Source organism: Dietzia sp. Alg238-R159, assembly GCF_900537145.1.
Lineage (GTDB): Bacteria > Actinomycetota > Actinomycetes > Mycobacteriales > Mycobacteriaceae > Dietzia > Dietzia kunjamensis.
Genome location: NZ_UNRI01000002.1, coordinates 750,141 through 765,917, shown reverse-complemented (window position 1 = coordinate 765,917; position 15,777 = coordinate 750,141). Strand labels below are relative to the sequence as shown.

Here is a 15,777-nt window from a genome sequence, read left to right as displayed (position 1 = left end):
CCGCCGGTGTGCGCGGGTGCCGGCAGCGCGCGCCGGTGCCTGCGGGTGACCGCCGACGCCGGTGGGAGCGCAGGGCGAGGCCGCCAGATCAGAGGTTGGCGAAGAAGTCCGCCCAGTAGAAGTCCCAGAAAGCCCACAGGATGATCCCGGCGACGGCCAGGTACCAGATCACGACGGGTACGAGGTGCCAGCTCTGCAGCACCCGCACCCAGCCGGCGCGGGTGAGCTTGCCCAGCACGTGCAGCAGCGTGTACCAGAACATGGGGATGGTGGCCGCCCACACCACCATGCACCACGGGCACAGGACCTGGATCTGGAAGATCGACTGGTAGGCCAGCCAGTGGACGAATCCGGCGGCGAACGTCAGCCCGAGCAGCGCACCCACCCAGTACCAGCGCGGGAACCGCACACCCGTGGCGGCGGCGACGCCGATCGCGATCACGATGCCGAACCCGATCAGCCCGATGAACGGGTTGGGGAACCCGAACGCCGCCCCCTGCTCGGAGTTGATGACGCTCTTGCAGCTCATGAGGATGGAGAAGTTGCACGCCGGCGTGTAGTCCGGGTTCTCCAGCAGCCGGATCTTGTCCAGGCTGAGCTGGAACGACGCGACCAGCGCGAGGGCCGAGCCGAGGGTGAGGAGCACGCCGATCCACCGGTCGGTGAACACGCGCGCGCCGATCGTGTCGTGGGCGGCGTCGTCGGCGGTGGCCGCGGCGGGGGAGATCGTCACCGGGCCGGCGGGGGCGCCCGTGGGGTCGTCGTGGGGGGCGTCTGAGGTCTCGCGCATGCGGCAAGCATACCGATGGCCGATCAGCCCGCGCGCTCCTGCGACGGTGGACGCTGCCCTTGGTGGCCGCGGGAGTGGTCGGCGTAGAACCGCATGTGCGCTGCGGCCGCCGCGTCCCAGGTCAGCGAGGCGGCCAGAGTGCTGCCGTCCCGGGCCCTGACGGGATCGGGGGAGAGTGCCGACTCCAGGCGGTCGGCGAGCTCAGGGATGGACGCGGCGTACTCCACGCAGGTGCCGAACACCTCTCGGAGGATCGGCAGGTCGCGGGCGACCACCGGCCGGCCGGCCGCGAGCGCCTCCATGGCGGCCAGCCCGAAGCCCTCCTTGGTGGAGGGGAAGGCGAAGACGTCGCACGCCGCGACGAGGCCTGGCAGGTCTCCCTCCGGTACCACCCCGAGGACGACGGGGTCGATCCCCAGCTCCACGCACCGCCGGTCGAAGCGCGCGCGGTAGTCGCGGTAGTCGAACAGGGTCTCCCCGCCGGCAAAGACGAGCGAGAGGTCCGGACGCCTCCGGCGCATCAGCGCGAACGCCTCGAGGAGATCGATGCTGCCCTTGCGGGGTTCGATGCCGCCGACGGCCAGCACGTACGGGCCGAGGTCGCTGCGCCACCGTTCGCGGGCGGAGACCGCCCCGGCCCCCTGGCCAGCGACCTGCGCGAAGCGGGCGTGGTCCACGCCGTTGGGGATCACCGTGGGGGACAGTCCCCACCCCCGCCGGACCTCGGTGGCGACGGCGTCGGAGACGCACACGTGCGCGTAGGGGGTGGTGATGGCCTTCTCGTGGCAGTCCACCAGTACGGGGGTGGTGAAGTCGTCGAGGTGGTGGATGGTGCGGATGCACCGGCCGACGGCGTTGGCGCTGATGCAGTCCTGGGCGTGGACGATGTCGAAGCCGTCCGGATCGACGAACTCGCGCAGGGTGGCGATCGAGCGCACGATGCGGTCGGTGACGGACTCGCCTGGGCGATCCGGGAACGGTGCGAGACGGACAGTGACGGCGGGGTCGACCTCTCGGAAGAAGCCGGCATCCGCGCCGCGGGCCAGCGAGTACACCGTCACGGCGGCTCCGGTCCGGGCCAGCGCCTCGGCCAGGTGCAGGGTGTGGACCACGCCTCCGCGCGGTCGGGTCGAGTAGGTGAGCAGGGCTATGCGCACGGCGGGTCCCCTTGCGGTGGCGGCGTGTAGGTCTCGGGTCGTCGCTCCGCGAGGTGGTTGAGGACCCTCCTTGATCGGCGGAGCTTCGTGTCGAGGTCCACCTCGACCCTCGCGATCCCGCCCTTGGACCGGGTGGCCGCGAGGACCTCGCCGCCGGGCCCCACGACCTTGGCCTGGCCGAGGAAGCGGAGGGAGCCCATGACTCCGGTCTGGTTGGAGGCCACCACGAACACCTGGTTCTCGGCGGCCCGCGCGCAGTCGTAGAGGTCGAACAGCCGGGATTGACGGTCCGCGGGGAGTCGCGCGGCGCGGTCGGTCACGCTGGCGGGCCACGCGGACAGGGTGGCCACCACCTGGGCGCCATCGAGGGCGAGCGATCGCGCCGACTCGGGGAAGGTCTTGTCGTAGTCGATGAGCATCCCCAGGCGCCCGACCGGGGTGTCGAACGCGCGGAACGTCTCCCCGGCGGCGTAGTGGGTGCCCTCGTCCACGGGCTGGTGGACCTTCCGGTGGACGCCGAGCACCCCGTCGCCGGTCAGGCAGACGGCGGTGTTGTAGCGCGTCCCGTCTCCGGCCTCGGTGTACCCGATGCAGACGGTCATGTCCCCCGCGGCGGCGGCGATGGCGGCCAGCTCCGGGCCGTCGGGATCGAGCGCCGGCGGGAGGGTCTCGGTCGAGGGCGAACGCAGGTCGCCGAGGTAGCCGCCGAGGGTCGCGTGCGGGAAGACGAGCAGGTCCACGCCGTCGCGGGCGGCGGCGTCGATGATCCCGACGGCCTTGCCGACGCACCGCGGGAGATCCCGTCCGAAGTTCCCGGCCAGCGCCCCCAGGGTCACCGTGCGCATCAGGCGGGGCCCAGCCCCGTGACGGTGCCGGCGACGGCGACGGTCACCTCGCCGTCGGGCCACCGCAGCCTCACCCCGGGCTCGGCGGTGAGGCGACCGCACGCCGCGCTGACCGCCGGCCCCGCGGGTGACGGGGCGGGGGCACGGTCCGTGGTGAGCATGGCGTAGCCCGGGAAGCAGGTGAGCCAGGCGCCGACGCTCGCCCCCCGGGGGCGCGGAATCGCAGCGACGTCGAGTTGGGCACCGGTCCCGGAGGCCTCGGCCAGCATTCCCGCCGTGCCGACGATCCCGGCCATGCTCACGTCCTTGGCGGCGGCGGGTGCGATCTGCGCCACGTGCCCGGAGAGCAGTCGAAGCTCCTCGGAGGTCCGGCTGCTGGAGGAGTCCCACTGCCGCTCGTGGTAGCCCGGGCGCCAGGAACCACCGAGGTCTGCGGTGAGGGACAGGGTGTGGCCGACGCGCCCGCCTCCGGCGGGGACCGGCCGGGAGGTGCGCCCGAGCGCGGTCACCGACAGCGCGGACGGGACACCGACCTGCGTGTGGCCGCCGAGCACGGGTACACCCCAGGCCGCGGCGGCCGCGGCCACGCCCTTGACGATCCGCTCGAGATGGGAGCTGGTCGGCGCGGCGACGGCGTCCAGCAGCCCCACGGGGTCGGCGCCCATGGCCGAGAGATCGCCGAGGTTGACCAGGACCGAACACCACCCCGCCCACTCGGGGTCACGCTCGACCATCGAGGGGAGGATGGCGTCGCACGCCGCGATGAGATCGGTGCCCGGCACCGGCGCCCCGTCGTCACCGCGGAACCCGGTCGCACCGAGGCCACCGGGCTGCCCGGCGAACGGGGACAGGAGTCCCGACAGCAGGGACTTGGTGGAGTCGGCGAGGCGCTGGATCCGGTCGACCGGCCACCTCATCCGGCGGTGGGCGCGACCGGCGACGACCGGCCCCGCCCCGGTGTCGACCCACCCCAGGGAGGTGAACAGCGGCGAGTAGCGGTCCTGGACGGTGGCGTCGAACCGCAGCACACCTCGGGCCTCCACGTGCGCGCAGGCGGAGCGGATCAGGGCTGGGCCGATGCCGCCGGAATGGGCAGTGTCGGCCACGACGAGTCGGCTGCCGGACCACCACCCGATGTCCGGCTGCGCGCACGGCGCGATCCGGACGCCGCCGAGGACCGTGCCGTCGGGGGCGACGGAGACGAGCACCAGAGTGCGGGGATCGGAGTCCACCTCGTCGAGGTCGCTCACGGTGAAGAGCCCCTGGCGGAGTACGAACTCCTCGTGCCGGAGCCGGTGGTAGGCGGCGACGGTACGTGGATCCTCGGCGATCCGCACCACCGGGCCCGGCTCCGCGCGGCGGCCTCCCGCGAGGAGGGACGCGGCGGCCGAGCCCAGGACGGACTCCACCGTGCGGGTCCGGCCCGGAAGGGCGGGGCCGGTGAGGTCTCGGATTTCGAGCATCGTCTCAGCCCCCGACCGACTGCAGCACGCTGCACGCCCCGCACGCCGCGCAGCCGGCCCGCTGGTCGGCCCCGGCCATCCCGATGCGCTCCAGGTGCGCGCCCACCTCGCGGCTGATGTACTCCACGCGTCGCTGATCGGGGGCGGGTGCCCCGTCGACGTCGACGGCCAGCGTCCCCGACTGGGGGCGGTACGGGACGATGAACGGATAGATGCCCGACTCGGCCAACTCCTTGGCCCCGGTGATCAGCTCGTCGGGGTCCTCGCCGAGTCCCACGAGCAGGTAGGTCGAGACCTGGTTGCGTCCGAACACGCGGACCGCCTCGTCCCACGCGGCCCGGTACTCCGCCAGGGGCACTGACGACTTGCCGGGCATCCACCGCCGGCGGGCGTCGTCGTCGAGCGACTCGACGTGGATGCCGATCGCGTCGGCACCGGCGTCGCGGAGGTCGGTGAGGACCGCCAGGTCGGCGGGTGGCTCGCACTGGACCTGGATCGGCAGCTCCGGGACCGCCTTTTTGACGGCGCGGACGCAGCGGGCCAGGTGGGCGGCTCCGCGGTCGCGGCCCGCCGAGGTCCCGGTGGTCATGACCATCTGGGTGATCCCGTCCAGGTCCACGGCGGCACGGGCGACCTCGGCAAGTTGCTCGGGTTGCTTGACTGGCACCGTCGTGCCCGCGCGCAGCGACTCCTCGATCGAGCAGAACCGGCAGCGCTCCTCCCGGCGGTAGCGGATGCAGGTTTGCACCACCGTCGTGGCCAGGACGTCCCGGCCGTGGAGGCGCGCGATCTTCTCGTAGGGCACCCCGTCGGAGGTCGTGCGGTCGTAGAACCGGGGTCGGCCGATCGCGGAGATCTCCAGCCCGGTGTCGACGCCGTCACGCAGGACCCGGTCGCCGTCGAAGACGAAGGGGCTGTCGGGATTGCGGGGGATCGCCGCGTCGCGCCCGGAGACGACGAGGTGCCCGTCGTCGCTGGGTCCCGCGCCCCCACTGCGGTGCAACGGAGGGGTGCCCCGGATGCCGAGGAGGGCCAGGTCGACCCGGGTCGAGGTGGATGCCCCGGTGGTGGAGGTGGTCATGATGCCTGTTCCTCTCTGGTGGCGTGACTGCGGGCGATGATGCCCTTGGCCAGGTGGGCCGCGTCGCGGTCGATGCCGAGGAAGCGGCCGGAGCCCCAGGTGTGCATCCAGGGCAGGCCGATGAACGACAGGCCGGGGACCTCCGTCACGCCGCGGGTCTGCATGGGGTGGCCGGCGCCGTCGAACGCGCTGGCCTCGATCCAGCGGTAGTCGGGCCGGTAGCCGATCGCCCAGATGATCGTGGTGATGCCCTCCGCGGCGAGGTCGAGTGACGTCGGGTCGGCCTCGGGCGCCCACACCGGCTCGTACCGCGACGGCGGCGGGGCGTCGATCCCGTGTGCGTCGATGTGTCGGTCGATGTCCGCGCAAATGGAGTTGTACACGCGGTCCGCGGAGTCCAGGGCGTCGGTCAGCGTCGGAGCGAAGCGCAGCCCGGAGTCCCGGCCCGAGGTGAGCGTGCCGTACAACCGCATGCCCTCTGCGGCGAAGCGCCGCAGGTCCACATCGCGTCCGCCGTCGCGGCCGGTGACGTAGTGGTTGGTCTTCTCTTGCGCGGCTTTGCCTCCGGGGTACTGCTGTGCTGGGGTGTCGTACAGGCCCATGCCCGCGAGCCAGGTCATGCAGTCCCGGCCCCGGTAGAACCGCGCGACCCGCGGGGCGCCCCCCACGGCCACGTGGACCCGGCGCCCGGCCAGGTGCAGGTCCTCGGCGATCTGAGCGCCGGACTGGCCGGAGCCCACCACAAGGACCGCGCCCTCGTCCAGCTGATCGGGGTTGCGGTATTGCTCGGAGTGCAGCTGCGTCACCGCGGGGTCGAGGAACGAAGCGTAGGGCGGGATCACGGGGACCGGGTAGCCGCCGGTAGCCACCACCACCTCGTCCGCGGTGATGGTCCGCTCGCCGATCGGCCCGGCGAGGGTCACCTCGAAGCCGGTGCCGGTCCGGCGGAGCCGGGTGGCCGCCGTGTGCTCGGCGAGCGGCGGGTCGAAGGTCTCCAGCCACCCGTGCAGCCACTCGACCACCTGGTCACGGGTCATGAACCCGTCGGGATCGGGGCCCTCGTAGTGGTAGCCCGGCAGTCGGCAGTGCCAGTTGGGCGTGACGAGCGTGAACGAGTCCCACCGGGTGTCGGCCCAGGCGTGGACGGCGGTCTGCTTCTCCACCACCAGGTGGTCGACACCCGCAGTGCCGAGGTGGTGGCTCACCGACAGTCCGGCCTGGCCGCCGCCGATGACGAGCACCGGGACATGGGCGACGGGGGAGACCTGCGTGGGGTTCATGGGTGCTCCTGGGGGTCCGGGGCGACGGATCGGAGGTCCGGCGCGGGGGGCTGGGACGCGGAAGGCAGCGGGGGGTGCATGGAGACGACCTCGACGAGGGCGTCCCCGGGGTGGACCCGGGACGCGGAGGCCACCTGGGCGGCGGTGTCCGCAGCGGAGCTACACAGGAAGCCGTAGCGCGCGCGGACCCGCTCGCCCGCCTCGGTGAGCCCGTCGGTGGCCCGGCGGCGGAACTCGGCCACGCTGAGGCGGTCGCCGACAGTGAGGTGATCGTGGATCACCAGACTGGGGGAGTAGTAGTCCCGGACCGTCCCGTCGGGCCACCGGACGGCGAAGCTCATCTCAGGCACTGGCGAGCGTCCTCTCCTCGGCCGGGTCGCTGACCTCGACCAGCGACCCGTAGACGTCGGGGCGCCGATCGCGCAGGTGGAACATCCCGGCGCGCATGGCCGCGAAGGTCCCCGCCACGTCGACCTCGGCGACCGCCAGGCCCTCGTCGAGGGTGGTGGTGGCCAGGATGTTCCCGCCGGGGTCGACGATCTTGGCGTTGCCGACATACCGCAGGGACCCGAAAGTCCCCGCCTGGTTGGAGGCCACCCAGAACACCTGGTTGTCCAACGCCCGTGCGGAATCGAAGAGGTTGAACCGGTAGGTCCAGCGGTCCTCCTGGAGGTTGGCGGCGGTCGCGGTACGTGCCGCCGGCCACGCGGACAGGGAGGCGATGATCTCGGCGCCCTGCAGTGCCATGACGCGCGCGGCCTCGGGGAACGCCTTGTCGTAACAGATCTGCAGGCCCACCCGCCCGACCGGAGTGTCGAACACCCGGTAGTCGCCGCCGGAGGCGTAGGACATGTTCTCCCCGAGGGGCTGGTGCACCTTGCGGTAGGTGCCGTAGACGCAGGTTCCGTCGAGGACAGCGGCCGCGTTGTAGCGGCTCACCCCGTCGTCGTCGAGTTCGCAGAACCCGATGGCCACCACCAGGTCTCCGATGATCTCCTGCACGCGGGCGATCTCGGGGCCGTCGAGTCGGATGGCGGGGGGCAGCGAGCCGGCGGTGGAGACGGTGTCACCGTGGTTGCCGAGGCTCGAGAGGTAGCCCCCGATGGCTGCCTCGGGAAAGACCAGGAAGTCGACGCCGCTCTCGCGGGCGATCCCCGTGTAGTGGGCGATGGTCCGGTAGTTCTCTTCCAGGTCGCGGCCGAAGTTGGCGGCGACCGAGCCGATGGTCGTCATGACGTCAGACCATGTAGGTGGAGTTGATGATCGCGCCCTTACGGGCGTAGTGGATCAGGGCGTCCTGCACGTCGAGCGGGTGCGCGGGAATCACGCCCTCGATCAGGTCCTCCTCGCGACCGCCGTGGAGTCCGAGCCCGAAGCGGCAGCAGAACACCGTCCCGCCCTCGGAGATGAACGACTCGAGGGACTCGTTGATGTTCTGCTCGCCGGGGAAGCCGGAGTCCCCGGTGGTCGGGAATCCGCGGGTGGCCAGGCAGTTGATCGCGCCGGGCCCGTAGAAGTAGATGGCCGACTCGAATCCCTTGCGCAGCGCGCGGGTGGCCTGGAGGACGGCGACGAAGGAGACGGAGGACTCGTGTGCGATGCCATGCACGAGCGTGAAGTACGACTCCCCCTCCTCGGCCTTGTAGTCCGGGAAGATCTTGGTGCCGCCGTAGATGTTGGTGCCCTTGGGCAGCGACGGGTGCGGGATCTCCTTGAGGGAGGCGGCGATGTTCTCGGTGATGGTGGTGTCGAACTCGGGCATGGTCGGCTCCTCGGGCACGAGGCCACCGGAGGGGTTCCGGTGACATGGCAGCGAGTACACGCCCGCACCGTTACCGTTGCGTGTCGGTCTGTTACCGGGTGGTTGCGATTGGAACAACGCATCCGTCGCCGACGAAACATTGCGACCGACGCCGCCACCCGGGGGTGGCACTGAGGCGGCTCTGCGCCACGACCGGGTGCGGCACCGTGGCGGCACCACGGGGGTCCTGAGGCTGCTCCGCGCAGCCCGTGGAGTCGCCCCCGCGCTCCGGCGCCGGATGCCGATTACACTGGTGCTTTCCGTGCGGCCACGTCCGCCGCGCCCACCCCACCTGGAGGACTCACACGCGTGACCACCACTGTCAGCAGCCCCACTACCGCCGCGCTGTCCGGTCTGGCCGGTGCGGTCATCTCCAACCCGGCGCTGGCCGATCTGCGCGCGAGCCTGGGCCGCGACACCGCCGTGGTGCGCGCGCCGGAGTCGCTGCGGCCGTTCCTGGTGGGTGCGCTGGCCGAGTGCGCGCCGCTGCTGGTGGTCACCGCCACCGAGCGCGAGTGCGAGGAGCTCGCCGACGAGCTGTCGGGGATGTACGACGGCGAGGTGGCGCAGTTCCCGAGCTGGGAGACGTTGCCGCACGAGCGTCTGTCGCCGGCGGCCGACACGATCGGTCGCCGCCTCGAGGTGCTGTCCGCCGTGATGGCCGGACGGGCGCCGAGGATCATCGTCGCGGCGGCGCGATCGGTGGTGCAGCCCATCTCCCCGGCGGCCGCCCGCCGCGAGCCCGTGCGCCTGACCCGGGGCGCCGAGGTCGACCCGACCGACCTCATGGCCCACCTGGCCGAGTTCGCCTACACCCGCGAGGACATGGTCGCCCGCCGGGGTGACATCGCCGTGCGCGGCGGCATCGTGGACGTCTTCCCGACCACGGCCGACCATCCCCTGCGCATAGAGTTCGACGGCGACGAGATCGCCGAGATCCGCGAGTTCTCCGTCGCCGACCAGCGTTCGCTGCCCGACGGCGAGGTCGAGCAGGTCGTGCTGTACCCGTGCCGCGAGCTGTTGCTCGACGACGACGTCCGCGCCCGGGCCGGTCAGCTGGCCGCCGAGCACCGCGCCAACTCGACGCTGGCCGAGCTGCTGGACTCGCTGGCCGAGGGCATCCCGCGCGACGGCATGGAGGCCCTGACCTCCGTGCTCGTGCCGGGCGAGATGGCCACCCTGCCGATGCTCATGCCCGCCGACACCCGTGTCGTGGTGTGCGACCCGGACAAGGTGCGCCGCCGCGCCGCCGACCTCGCCTCGGCGGGCCGTGAGTTCCTCGAGGCCTCGTGGACCGCCGCGACCATGGGCGGCGACGCCCCCGTCGACAGCGAGACCCTGGACCTGTCCGGCTCGGGCTACCGCACCTTCTCCGCCGTGCGCGACGAGGCCACCGAGGCGGGCCGCGCCTGGTGGCAGCTCGTCCCGCCCGGATTCCTCACCGACCCCGAGGACGGCCTCGTGGTGACCGTCGAGGCCGGCGACCCGCCCGCCCCGCGCGGCAAGGACTCCGAGATGGAGGCCACGTTCGTGCGGCTGCGCGCGCTCGTCGGCGCCGGCGGCCGGGCCGCGATGGTCGTCCCCGGCCACGGCACCGTCGCCCGCATCCTGGAACGCCTGTCCGAGGCCGAGGTCCCCGCCACCGCCGCGACGCCCGGCGCCGAGCCCGCCGACGGACTCGTGTCGGTCTACGAGGCTGTCCTGCACGGCGGGTTCTCGCTCACCACCGGCGCTGGCGCCGCCGGGGTGGCCGATGACCTCGTCGTCGTCTCCGAAACGGACCTCACCGGCAACCGCCTCGGCTCCACCACCCGCCCCAAGGCCCGCCACTCCAAGCGCCGCAACCAGGTCGACCCGCTGGCACTGAAGGCCGGCGACTGGGTGGTGCACGACCAGCACGGCATCGGCAAGTTCGTGGAGATGGTCGAGCGGCAGGTGCGCGGTGGCGACGGCTCCTCACGGCGCGAATACCTGGTCATCGAGTACGCGCCCGGCAAGCGCGGCGCGGCCGGGGACCGGCTCTACGTGCCCATGGAGTCGCTCGGGCAGCTCAGCCGCTACGTCGGCGGCGAAGCCCCGACGCTGTCCAAGATGGGCGGCGCCGACTGGCAGAACACCAAGCGCAAGGCCCGCAAGGCCGTCCGCGAGATCGCGACCGAGCTGGTCCAGCTGTACGCCAAGCGGCAGTCCGCGCCCGGGCGCGCCTTCGGCCCCGACACCCCGTGGCAGCGCGAGATGGAGGACGCGTTCCCCTTCACCGAGACCGTCGACCAGCTCACGGCGATCGAGGACGTCAAGGGCGACATGGAGAAGACCGCCCCCATGGACCGCGTGGTGGTGGGCGACGTCGGCTACGGCAAGACCGAGGTCGCCGTGCGCGCCGCGTTCAAGGCCGTGCAGGACGGCACCCAGGTCGCGGTGCTGGTGCCGACCACGCTGCTCGCGCAGCAGCACCTGGCCACGTTCGCCGAGCGGATGACCGGTTTCCCCGTGACGATCCGTGGACTGAGCCGCTTCACCTCCGACGCCGAGGCCAAGAAGATCCTCGCCGGGCTGGCGGACGGGACAGTGGACGTGGTGATCGGCACGCACCGGCTGCTCGCGACGGGCGTGCGGTGGAAGAACCTCGGCCTGGTGATCGTGGACGAGGAGCAGCGCTTCGGCGTGGAGCACAAGGAGCACATCACCTCCCTGCGCACCCACGTAGATGTGCTCACCATGTCCGCCACCCCGATCCCGCGAACCCTGGAGATGTCGCTCGCTGGCATCCGCGAGATGAGCCAGATCCTCACCCCGCCCGAGGAGCGCCTGCCCGTGCTGACGTACGTGGGCGCGCACTCGGACAAGCACGTCGCCGCCGCCATCCGGCGCGAGCTGCTGCGCGAGGGGCAGATCTTCTACGTCCACAACCGCGTGCGGACCATCGACTCCACCGCCGCGAAGATCCGCGACCTGGTGCCCGAGGCGCGCGTCGTGGTGGCGCACGGGCAGATGGGGGAGGAGCAGCTCGAACAGACCGTCGGCGGGTTCTGGAACCGCGAGTACGACGTGCTGGTGTGCACGACCATCGTCGAGACCGGCCTGGACATCTCCAACGCCAACACCCTCATCGTGGACCGCTCCGACCAGCTGGGCCTGTCGCAGATGCACCAGCTGCGAGGCCGCGTGGGCCGGTCACGGGAGCGCGGGTACGCCTACTTCCTCTACGACCCGGAGAAGCCGCTCACCGAGACCGCGTACGACCGGCTCGCGACGATCGCGCAGAACAACGACCTCGGTGCCGGCATGGCCGTGGCGATGAAGGACCTCGAGCTGCGTGGCGCCGGCAACGTGCTGGGCGCGGAGCAGTCGGGGCACATCGCGGGCGTCGGGTTCGACCTCTACATCCGTCTCGTGGGCGAGGCGGTGGAGGCGTACCGCGCGGTGGCCGACGGGGAGAAGGTGGAGGTCGAGGAGGAGGTCGGTGAGATCCGCATCGAGCTGCCCGTCGACGCGTACATCCCCGTGGAGTACGTCGACGGCGACCGGCTCCGGCTCGAGGCGTACCGCAAGCTGTCGCAGGCGCGGGAGGCCGCCGACATCGACGCCGTGGTCGAGGAGCTGCTCGACCGCTACGGGCCGCTACCCGCCGAGGCCCGCCGCGTGGTGTCCGTCTCGCGGCTGCGGTTGGTCGCGCAGAAGTACCGGGTCCGCGAGATCGTCCTGGCCGGCTCTCGCCTGCGCGTGGGCCCGCTCGACCTGCTGGACTCGCAGCAGATGCGGCTCAAGCGCATGTACCCGGCCGCCCAGTACCGGGCCACGCAGAAGACCGTGCTGCTCCCGCTGCCCAAGGCGGCCGGCGCGCGTGCGGGTGCCGGTGGGGAGAAGGCGCGCGACGACGAGATGCTGCAGTACGCCGCCGACTTCCTCACGGCGATGGCCGGGGATCCGGAGGGGTCGAACCCGGTGATCCAGCCGGAGACGGTGCCCGCGCGATGAGCCCGGGCGGCGGGCGGCCCGCCTCCGACGCGGACCCCGGCGGCGCGGCGCGCGGCCACAGTGGCCCCGGCGGCGCCCGCGGCCCCAGTGGCCCCAGTGGCCCCGGTGGCGCCGGCGGCCCCGGTGGCGCCGGCGGCGCCCGCGATCCCCGCCGAGAAGAGGATTTCGCACGAGTCCACTCGACCGATACGGGCGAAACCCTCTTCTCGACGGGCGGCGGCGACCGGCTGGCCGAGGCCGTCGAGGTTATGGCCCGCATCCGCCGCGACGGCGAGTGGGAGTCCGCCCAGACCCACGCCTCGCTCCTGCCGTACCTGCTCGAGGAGTCGTGGGAGCTGGTCGACGCGGTGGCCGACGGCGACCGCGACGAGCTGGTCTCCGAGCTCGGCGACCTGCTGCTCCAGGTGCTGTTCCACGCCGCGATCGGGGCCGAGCGGGACGAGTCGCCGTTCGACGTGCAGGACGTGGCCGGGGCGCTGCTCGACAAGCTCCGACGCCGGGCACCGTACTGGTTCACCGACGGGCCCGGTCGTGGGCTCGGGGCCCTCGATGCCGCCGAGCAGGACCGACTGTGGCAGGAGGCCAAGGCCGCCGAGCGCGCCGGTCGCCCGCCGCGCGGTGTGGTCGAGGGGATCTCCTGGGACATGCCCGCGCTGGCACTGGGGCAGAAGGTTCTCGAGCGCGTCCGGTCGGCCGGGATCCCCGACGATCTCGTGCCCGATCGGATGCGCGTCGTCCACGTCGATGCCGGGGGGTTGTTCCACGCCGCCGCCCACTCCGCCGACGAGGCCTCCGACGCCGACGGCTCCGGCTCGGCGGAGGTCGAGTATCGACGGGTGGTCCGCGAGTTCGCCGAGACCGTCAGGGCCGCGGAGTCGCGGCTGCCCGTGCCCGCGGCCGAGGCCGGCGCGGATGAGTGGCGTGCCGCGTGGCACCGCCGCACCGACCGGCACTGATCCACACCTCGGGAACACCCGCCTCCCGCACGCCGCCGACCAGCCCGCCGCCGACCCGCCCACGGGTGCGCCCGGCCGAGGGGCGTCCTCGCAGTCACCTGCTGAGGGATGTGAGCTCACTCTTAAGTTGACGGCGCTCGGTTCGCGGAGCGCACACTCGCCGGGGTCGACGGCTGCCGGTTGATCTTGAGTCGTCGGCGCAGGCAGGCACCGCAATGTTTGCGTCTATCCGCAACTTTCTGGGCCTCACTGATCTGGCAACATTCATCCACAACGTTCCCTGAGTATCGGCCTCGGTGGAGGGGGCCGTTTGGGGTTTCCCTCCATCCCGAAGCGGGGTTGTGGGCCGTCAATGGGTGGGAGCCGACTCCGTTTTGGATCTCCGGACAACGGCCGTGGCCTCGCCGATTCTCAGTTTCCCGTCAGGGTTCTCTATGCTGGGCCCGTTGTTCTGACAATAAAAGAGAGAAAGGCAGATATGGATTTGCTCGGCTCTCCCGCGCTGAGTGCGACTGCGCTTGTATTGCTACTGCTGCTGTTCTACGGCGGCACCATGGTCATGTCCATGCGGATCGCGCGCAAGGACGAGAACGCTGACAACTACATGACGGCCGGTCACCGGATCGGATTCGGCATCTCGGCGGCGTCGATGACGGCCACCTGGATCTGGGCCTCGTCGATGTACGCCTCGGTCAACTCCGGCTAACTCTACGGTGTGTCGGGACCGATCCACTACGGGCTCTGGGGTGCCCTGATGATCCTGTTCATCTACCCCTTCGGTCGACGCATCCGTAAGGTCGCGCCCCAGGCTCACACCCTGGCCGAGGTCATGTTCGCGCGCCACGGGCGCTCCTCCCAGCTGATGCTGGCCGGCTCCAACATCCTGGGCTCGGTCATCTCGCTGACGTCGAACTTCATCGCCGGTGGCGCCCTGATCGCCATGCTCAGCCCGTTCAGCTTCATGCAGGGCATCATCGTGATCGCCGCCGGTGTGCTGCTCTACACACTGTGGTCCGGCTTCCGCGCCTCGGTGCTCACGGACTTCGCCCAGGTGCTGGCCATGCTCGGCGCGGTCATCATCATCGTGCCGTCGATGTTCTTCTTCCTCGGCGGTGTCGAGGTGTTCTCGAGCGGTGCGGCCAACCTGACCCCGCAGCAGAGCAACTTCTTCTCCTCGGACGCGTTCCTCAACCAGGGCGCGCCCTACATCGCGGCCGTGCTGGCTTACGCGATCGGCAACCAGACCATCGCCCAGCGCCTGTTCGCGGTGCGCGAGGACCTGATCAAGCCGACCTTCATCACGGCGACGATCGGCTACGGCGCCACGATCATCGGCATCGGCATGGTGGGCGTGCTCGCCCTGTACGCGGGTATCGATCCCGTGGACGGCGACCCCAACAACATCCTGCCGCAGGTGGCCGCTGAGTACCTGCCGGGCGTCCTGGTCGCGGTGTTCTTCATCATGATCATCGGGTCGCTCTCGTCGACCGCGGACTCCGACCTGTCGGCCATGTCGTCGATCGCCATGACCGACGTCTACGGACAGAGCCTGCGCAGCAAGGGCAAGGTCCCCAATCCGCGCACGATGCTCATCGTGGGCCGGCTCACGATGGTCCTCGCCACCGCTGCGGCCCTGGTGTTCGCCAACATCCGGTTCAACATCCTGGACCTGCTGGTCTTCGTGGGTGCTCTGTGGGGTGCCCTGGTGTTCCCGGTGATCGCGAGCTTCTACTGGAAGAAGGTCACCAACATGGCCTTCACCGTGTCCGTGCTCGCGGCGCTCGCGGTGTTCCTGCCGACCCGTTTCGGTGCGATCCCGGACAGCGGCGTGCTCGCGTACGGCATCGAGGCGCTGGCAGTGGTCGGCGTGGGCGTGGTGCTCGGGCTGATGGTCTTCGGGTTCTTCGGCCTGCGCCCGGCGCTGGTCGTCGGCGCGGTCGCGGCCCTGGGCAGTGCGCCGTTCATCTTCGGCTTCCTGCGTGACTACGACACCCTGACCGCTTCGCTCGTGGCGTACGCGGTGAGCACGATCGTCTGTGCCGCGATGTCCTTCCGTAGCTCGATGGACTTCGACTTCGCCAAGATCGCCGCCCGCACCGCCGACTACGACACGGCGGAATCGGCGGAGGCCCTCGAGGCGCAGTCCGACGACGACGGCCGCGACCAGAACGTCCGAACCGATGACGACGACGACGACCTCGTCCGCGTCTAGGAAGGAAGGCAGCTGACAATGACACCGATCCTTCTCACGATCTACGTCCTGATCTGGCCCGTCATCGTGGCCGGCGTCCTCGCCGTCCTCGTCCGTGGCTTCGTCAAGGAGGCCGCCGAGGCCAGGCGCGAAGGCGACCCGATCATCTAGCCGATGCTCTCGGGGCGTACTTCCGTCATACTCGGAGGGGTAGAAGTTCTCTCTTCCAGACTTG

12 protein-coding genes and 1 pseudogene are annotated in these 15,777 nt (G+C 71.3%); 4 read left to right on the top strand and 9 right to left on the bottom strand.

Annotation, left to right across the window (positions count from 1 at the left end):
* Nucleotides 1–88: 88 nt before the first annotated feature.
* From G6R20_RS08290 to G6R20_RS08250, 9 genes are read right to left on the bottom strand one after another with little or no spacing between them, the layout of a single operon-like run.
* Nucleotides 89–790 (bottom strand): vitamin K epoxide reductase family protein, encoded by a 702-nt coding sequence (locus G6R20_RS08290; RefSeq protein ID WP_163376052.1) that lies wholly within the window; start codon nt 788–790, stop codon nt 89–91.
* A gap of 23 nt (nt 791–813) precedes the next feature.
* The gene (locus G6R20_RS08285) at nt 814–1,947 is read right to left on the bottom strand and encodes an MSMEG_0565 family glycosyltransferase (protein ID WP_163376051.1); all 1,134 of its coding nucleotides are present in this window, start codon (nt 1,945–1,947) and stop codon (nt 814–816) included.
* Complete coding sequence (locus tag G6R20_RS08280) at nt 1,938–2,792, bottom strand: carbon-nitrogen hydrolase family protein (protein ID WP_061913868.1); 855 nt, start codon at nt 2,790–2,792, stop codon at nt 1,938–1,940. Before G6R20_RS08280 ends, G6R20_RS08285 begins: the two co-directional genes overlap by 10 nt.
* Complete coding sequence (locus G6R20_RS08275; protein ID WP_163376050.1) at nt 2,792–4,255, bottom strand: MSMEG_0567/sll0787 family protein; 1,464 nt, start codon at nt 4,253–4,255, stop codon at nt 2,792–2,794. The genes G6R20_RS08280 and G6R20_RS08275 overlap by 1 nt, the downstream gene beginning before the upstream one ends.
* Nucleotides 4,256–4,259: 4 nt before the next feature.
* Entirely contained in the window at nt 4,260–5,336 is a 1,077-nt protein-coding gene (locus G6R20_RS08270; protein ID WP_163376049.1) for an MSMEG_0568 family radical SAM protein, read from the bottom strand.
* Nucleotides 5,333–6,616: an MSMEG_0569 family flavin-dependent oxidoreductase gene (locus G6R20_RS08265; RefSeq protein WP_163376048.1), complete on the bottom strand. Its 1,284-nt coding sequence runs from the start codon at nt 6,614–6,616 to the stop codon at nt 5,333–5,335. The genes G6R20_RS08270 and G6R20_RS08265 overlap by 4 nt, the downstream gene beginning before the upstream one ends.
* Nucleotides 6,613–6,957 carry an MSMEG_0570 family nitrogen starvation response protein gene (locus G6R20_RS08260; RefSeq protein WP_241261738.1) on the bottom strand — a complete coding sequence of 115 codons (345 nt, stop codon included), beginning with the start codon at nt 6,955–6,957 and terminating at the stop codon, nt 6,613–6,615. The genes G6R20_RS08265 and G6R20_RS08260 overlap by 4 nt, the downstream gene beginning before the upstream one ends.
* Before the next feature lies 1 nt (nt 6,958).
* Nucleotides 6,959–7,849, bottom strand: coding sequence for a carbon-nitrogen hydrolase family protein (locus G6R20_RS08255; protein WP_061913876.1), 891 nt, complete (start codon nt 7,847–7,849; stop codon nt 6,959–6,961).
* Nucleotides 7,850–7,853: 4 nt separating this feature from the next.
* Nucleotides 7,854–8,378 (bottom strand): MSMEG_0572/Sll0783 family nitrogen starvation response protein, encoded by a 525-nt coding sequence (locus G6R20_RS08250; protein WP_061913878.1) that lies wholly within the window; start codon nt 8,376–8,378, stop codon nt 7,854–7,856.
* Between the two features lie 348 nt (nt 8,379–8,726).
* Here G6R20_RS08250 and mfd point away from each other — a divergent pair, with 348 nt between their 5' ends.
* The 4 genes and pseudogenes from mfd to G6R20_RS18670 all read left to right on the top strand — a co-directional run bounded on the left by mfd (nt 8,727) and on the right by G6R20_RS18670 (nt 15,713).
* Entirely contained in the window at nt 8,727–12,395 is a 3,669-nt protein-coding gene (mfd, locus tag G6R20_RS08245) for a transcription-repair coupling factor (RefSeq protein ID WP_163376047.1), read from the top strand.
* Complete coding sequence (locus G6R20_RS08240; protein WP_163376046.1) at nt 12,392–13,351, top strand: MazG nucleotide pyrophosphohydrolase domain-containing protein; 960 nt, start codon at nt 12,392–12,394, stop codon at nt 13,349–13,351. The genes mfd and G6R20_RS08240 overlap by 4 nt, the downstream gene beginning before the upstream one ends.
* A gap of 478 nt (nt 13,352–13,829) precedes the next feature.
* Nucleotides 13,830–15,563, top strand: a pseudogene (locus G6R20_RS08235) (sodium:solute symporter family protein).
* Nucleotides 15,564–15,581: 18 nt separating this feature from the next.
* Nucleotides 15,582–15,713, top strand: coding sequence for a putative transporter small subunit (locus G6R20_RS18670; RefSeq protein ID WP_096907137.1), 132 nt, complete (start codon nt 15,582–15,584; stop codon nt 15,711–15,713).
* The last annotated feature ends 64 nt before the right edge of the window (nt 15,714–15,777 follow it).

Coding starts and splice junctions, on each gene's coding strand:
- G6R20_RS18670 (WP_096907137.1), top strand. CDS start 15,582: ATGACACCGATCCTTCTCACGATCTACGTCCTGATCTGGCCCGTCATC.
- G6R20_RS08250 (WP_061913878.1), bottom strand. CDS start 8,378: ATGCCCGAGTTCGACACCACCATCACCGAGAACATCGCCGCCTCCCTC.
- G6R20_RS08275 (WP_163376050.1), bottom strand. CDS start 4,255: ATGCTCGAAATCCGAGACCTCACCGGCCCCGCCCTTCCGGGCCGGACC.
- G6R20_RS08260 (WP_241261738.1), bottom strand. CDS start 6,957: ATGAGCTTCGCCGTCCGGTGGCCCGACGGGACGGTCCGGGACTACTAC.
- G6R20_RS08270 (WP_163376049.1), bottom strand. CDS start 5,336: ATGACCACCTCCACCACCGGGGCATCCACCTCGACCCGGGTCGACCTG.
- G6R20_RS08280 (WP_061913868.1), bottom strand. CDS start 2,792: ATGCGCACGGTGACCCTGGGGGCGCTGGCCGGGAACTTCGGACGGGAT.
- G6R20_RS08240 (WP_163376046.1), top strand. CDS start 12,392: ATGAGCCCGGGCGGCGGGCGGCCCGCCTCCGACGCGGACCCCGGCGGC.
- G6R20_RS08290 (WP_163376052.1), bottom strand. CDS start 790: ATGCGCGAGACCTCAGACGCCCCCCACGACGACCCCACGGGCGCCCCC.
- G6R20_RS08255 (WP_061913876.1), bottom strand. CDS start 7,849: ATGACGACCATCGGCTCGGTCGCCGCCAACTTCGGCCGCGACCTGGAA.
- G6R20_RS08265 (WP_163376048.1), bottom strand. CDS start 6,616: ATGAACCCCACGCAGGTCTCCCCCGTCGCCCATGTCCCGGTGCTCGTC.